Origin of the sequence: Micromonospora globispora (assembly GCF_003857015.1) — a bacterium.
Taxonomy (GTDB): domain Bacteria; phylum Actinomycetota; class Actinomycetes; order Mycobacteriales; family Micromonosporaceae; genus Micromonospora; species Micromonospora globispora.
Genome location: NZ_QGGF01000025.1, coordinates 1 through 4,142, shown reverse-complemented (window position 1 = coordinate 4,142; position 4,142 = coordinate 1). Strand labels below are relative to the sequence as shown.

General features: G+C 70.8%; 5 protein-coding genes. 2 read left to right on the top strand and 3 right to left on the bottom strand.

Annotation, left to right across the window (positions count from 1 at the left end; genetic code table 11):
• Window positions 1-286 precede the first annotated feature (286 nt).
• Window positions 287-637, top strand: a complete 351-nt coding sequence (locus DKL51_RS00700; protein WP_109947467.1) for a hypothetical protein — start codon at window positions 287-289, stop codon at window positions 635-637.
• A 17-nt stretch (window positions 638-654) separates the two neighbouring features.
• Entirely contained in the window at window positions 655-1,041 is a 387-nt protein-coding gene (locus tag DKL51_RS00695; protein WP_243420516.1) for a hypothetical protein, read from the top strand.
• Between the two features lie 532 nt (window positions 1,042-1,573).
• Here DKL51_RS00695 and DKL51_RS00690 read toward each other — a convergent pair.
• From DKL51_RS00690 to DKL51_RS34610, 3 genes are all read right to left on the bottom strand, one after another.
• Window positions 1,574-2,248 (bottom strand): FHA domain-containing protein, encoded by a 675-nt coding sequence (locus DKL51_RS00690; protein ID WP_243422709.1) that lies wholly within the window; start codon window positions 2,246-2,248, stop codon window positions 1,574-1,576.
• Between the two features lie 79 nt (window positions 2,249-2,327).
• Entirely contained in the window at window positions 2,328-3,620 is a 1,293-nt protein-coding gene (locus tag DKL51_RS00685; RefSeq protein ID WP_109947470.1) for a vWA domain-containing protein, read from the bottom strand.
• Window positions 3,617-4,142: PP2C family protein-serine/threonine phosphatase (locus DKL51_RS34610; protein ID WP_369008536.1), on the bottom strand; the 526-nt coding region annotated here is incomplete at its 5' end. The genes DKL51_RS34610 and DKL51_RS00685, both read right to left, overlap by 4 nt.

Below are 4,142 nucleotides of genomic sequence, written 5' to 3'. Positions count from 1 at the left end.
TACGGGCCGGACCCGCACCCGCCGCGCCGAGTGCGTGCCGGACGGCCGCCTCCAACAAGCGAGCAACGAATTATCGAAGCTTCCCAACGCGCCGCATCCCTCACACACTGATGCACTGATCTCGGCACGAGCGGACGTTGTCCGGGCGCGCGGCCAGCGGCTAGATCAGGACGTGCGGTGAGAAGGCTGGTGACGCCGCCGGACTTGCCTTGATGGTCGGTACCCGGTCGGGAATGAGTACGAAAGCGGATAGGCCAGGTCCCGAAGCCGTGGCAGCTTCTTGGACATGGATGATGTGGATGCGCCGCGCCGGGCGTCGTTCGGGTTGAGCCTTCTCGTCGCGCTTGGCTGGTACGCCACCGTGACCGCCGCGGTTCTCGTCGGGCGGACAGGGTTACCGGCTGCACCGAACCGGGACTGCTCGGCGGTGTTCAGCTGCCTGACACCGCAAGAGGAGATCGGCCTGATGGTGATCCTCGGCGGGCCGATCCTCGCGGGTCTGCTGTTCAGCACGCTGGTGGTCACCGGTCTGCTCGCGCGCCGAGTCCCCTCTTCGATCCTCACCGGCACCCTTTCGGCGCTGGGCAGTGTTGTTGTTGCAGCTGTAGCCGGCGCGGTCTGGCAAGGTGCCCGATGAAGCGCGTCGGACTCGGCGTGCTGCTCTTCGCCTGGCTCTACGGCGTGCCGTTCCTGCTCATCGTCGGGTTGATTCGACGTACTTCGTCGCCCTACATGGCGACCCACGCGGCGGCACAGGCGTTCGGCGCGACCACCGACACCATCCTGACCGCGGCACTGGTGCTCAACCTGGCACTCCCGGTGGCTGGGGTGCTGCTCGCCCGGCTCGTCCGCGATCGGTGCTGGACGCGCCACTTCGTTTGGTCACTGGTGGGTACGGCGCTGATCTACTTTGCTGTCTCGATCGCAGGACGTGCGGCCACGGCGCCGTTGATCGGCTGGACGCCGGCCGACCAGGAGCCAGCACCCCGCGTCACCCAATGCATCCCGATCAGCGGCGGCCATGGCTGCCCCGGCGGCTGATCCCGGCGTACGGCGCGACAGCGGAGCCGGCATGCGCTATCCCGCCTGCGCCAGCAACGCACTCGTCTCGGCACGTCCGCGCATCGCCACCCCTGGACATCCGGCCGCGCTCCGTGACGCGCGGTCCGCGGCAATGAGCGGATGTAGCCGAGTGCCGTTTCGGCCGGTCGAGGCTCGTCAGCTGCCTTGTGCCCGTCGGAACGGTCTGTCAAGATCCGCCGATGGATCGCGTAGAGGTGGCGCCGACCGGACATCCCAGCCTGCCGAGCGGGGACGGGAATCTGTCGCCGACACCGGCCACCCTCCGCCCGAACCGGATCGGACGAACGGGAGCGAGCTCGTGGGTACCCGGTGTGCACATCCCGGTGGGAACCTCAGGTGTCTGCACCTCCGCGCGAAGGCCACCTGCCTGGCCGGAGCGCCGAAACACTCCCGACCAGGCCCCGGGCGATCACCCGACCACCGCAACAGCCCACCCCGCGCTACGACGTCCGCACGCCGATACGACGACTGCCGAAGGTTCAAGATCAGGTTAGGCGGGACGGATGGACAGGCAGGTCCAAGCGCCGACGAAGACGCGGTCACCGGCGGCGATCGGGACCGGGGTCTCGGACGGGACCGGCGCCGATTGCGGGTCGTTGAGGTACGTGCCGTTGGATGAGCCGAGGTCGACCACCGCCCAACCGTCCGGCTGCGCGACCAGGAGCGCGTGGGTATGCGAGACGCCCGGGTCCTCCGGTGGGCCGCTGAGGTCGATGTCGGGATGGATGCCCCGGGACCGGCTGGACCGGCCGATCAGCAGCTGCTGGCCCACCAACGGGAACCGGCGCTCGACGATGTACCGAGGAAAGGTCAACCCGCCGGCGTCCTCGCCGCCCATGCCGAGTACGGCGTCGAAGTAGCCGCGGTCGGTGCCCACCACGACGACCAGCGCCGCCTGCGCGGCCGAAGCCATCGGTCCGGCGGCCGTCTCGCTACCCGCCTCCGGGACGGCGACGCCAGCGGGCGAGGTGGCCGTATCCGCCGCGGTCACCGGCGGGGCGAGCAGGAAGTCGTAGCCGTCCTCCTCGCAGAACCGGCCGGTTCGGGGCGTGCCGCAGACCGGGCACGGCGTACCGGTGGCGGCGGGTTCCGCGGGCGGGGCCGCAGGTGAGACCGGTGCCACGGACGGCGGGGTCGCAGCGGCCGGCGTCGACGTGCCGGACATCGGGGCACCGCACTGGTCGCAATAGTCGACGGTCGTCGATTCATGTCCTTTGGGGCAGGTGGCCATCGTTCCGCTCCCGTCAGGCCTGCGTCTTCTTCACCCGGATGGTCTTCACCGACCGCACGTTGGTCAGCTCGGCGTCCACTCCGGCCACTTGCTTCTTCAGCCGGACCGTGCCGGTCGGCGCGTCGACCACGTCCACCACGCGGGCCAGCAGCTTGGCGGTGTCCGTGTGGCCGGACTCGGTGGCCAGCTGCACCGCCCGGCCGAGCTTCGCGGTGGCGGTCTCGACGTCGCCGGCATCCCGGGCCTTCAGCCCGTCCTGGATCGCGGCGGCCAGCTCGGCCTGGCCGGTGTAGTGCGCCACCTGCCGGTTGATCCGGGTGGACAGCTCCTCGTCATCGGTCCACCGGGCCAGCACGAGTCGCTCGGTGAGCAGCTGGCCGGCGCTGACCAGGCTGACCCGGGCGGCGAGCAGCTCCTCCCCCACCGGTTGTGGCTCCAGCTCCACCGAGACGTGATAGTCCCGGCTCTCCGCGCCCCAGGCGCCGGTCGGATAGTCGCCGATGCGGGCGCTGACCTCGGTGCGCCGGCCGGTGAGGTCCTCGACCTGAGGGAAGACCTGTTTGACGAAGCGGATCGTGGCGCCCGCTGGGCTCCACACCCGCAGTGCCACGTCAGCCACCGACTTGCCCATCGCGGACGCGGTCATCGCCTGGAACGCGGCCGGCAGGTCGGCCGGGTCTTCCAACCCGTCGGCGGTGCCGAGCAGGGTGGACGCCACCTTCCTCAGCTCGTCGGCGACCCAGTCGGCGCCGACTCCTCGGCTGTCGCAGATGAACCGGCCCTCGCAGGCGTCCAGCACCCGTTGCAGGTCCTCCGGGCGCTCGTGCTGGTTCTGCCCGTCGGTGAGCAGGATGGCGTGCTTCACCTCGGCTGGCTGGCTGGCGAACAGATGATTGGCCAGGTTGAGCCAGGCGCCGATGGCGGTTCCGCCATCGGCTCGCAGCCCGGCCACGGCCGCCTTGGCCTGCGCCCGGGTCTGCGGGGAGGCGGGCACCATCCCCGGCTGCGGCGGGTAGACCATCCGGGCGTGCGCCGAGCCGGCAACGACCGCGAAGGCCACGCCGTCGCGCAGGGTGTCGATGGCGACCGCGGTGGCCCGCTTCGCCTGCTGGATCTTCGATTGCGGCATGGTCATCGAACCTGAGGTGTCAATCATGATCACTTGCGCCGCGCTCAGCGGGCCGGCGTTACGCCGCAGGTCCGCGCCCGAGGCGGTGACGGTGACGATCGCGTCCACGATCCGTCGTCCCGCCGGTAGGTATTCGTTCTGGTCGACCTCGGCGACGAACTCGGGTTGCCCGCTCATGCCGGTGTTCCTCCTGTCTCAGTTACCGGAAACGGCAGTACGGCGACCGCCACGTTGTCGTGGCCGCCGCCCTCCAGCGCCAGCCTGGTCAGGCCCTGCGCCACGGCCAGCGGCGTCGGCGGCAGACCGGACACCGCTGCGGCCAGGTCCTTCGCGCCCGGCAGGTAATGGTGCAACCCGTCGGAGCAGACCACGATCCGGCCAGGACCGCTCGGACGGACCGTCACGACGTGGGCGTCCTCCTGGTCGCCGTCCGCACCGAGCCAGCGGATCAGGGCTGGCGAACGGGGGTCTTCCTCGGCCAGCACCGCCGGCACCGGCAGGCCGGCGGCCACTCGGGCCCGCAACGAGTCGTCGAGGGTCAACAGTGCCTCGTCCGGCCCGAGCCAGTAGGCCCGGCTGTCCCCGATCCAGCTCACGGTCACCGCGTCTCCGGCGACGATGGCGGAGACGTACGTGCAGCTGGGTGGGGTGTCGCGATCCGCGGGTCCGGCGGCGCCCCGGGCGGCGACGGCCGCCGCC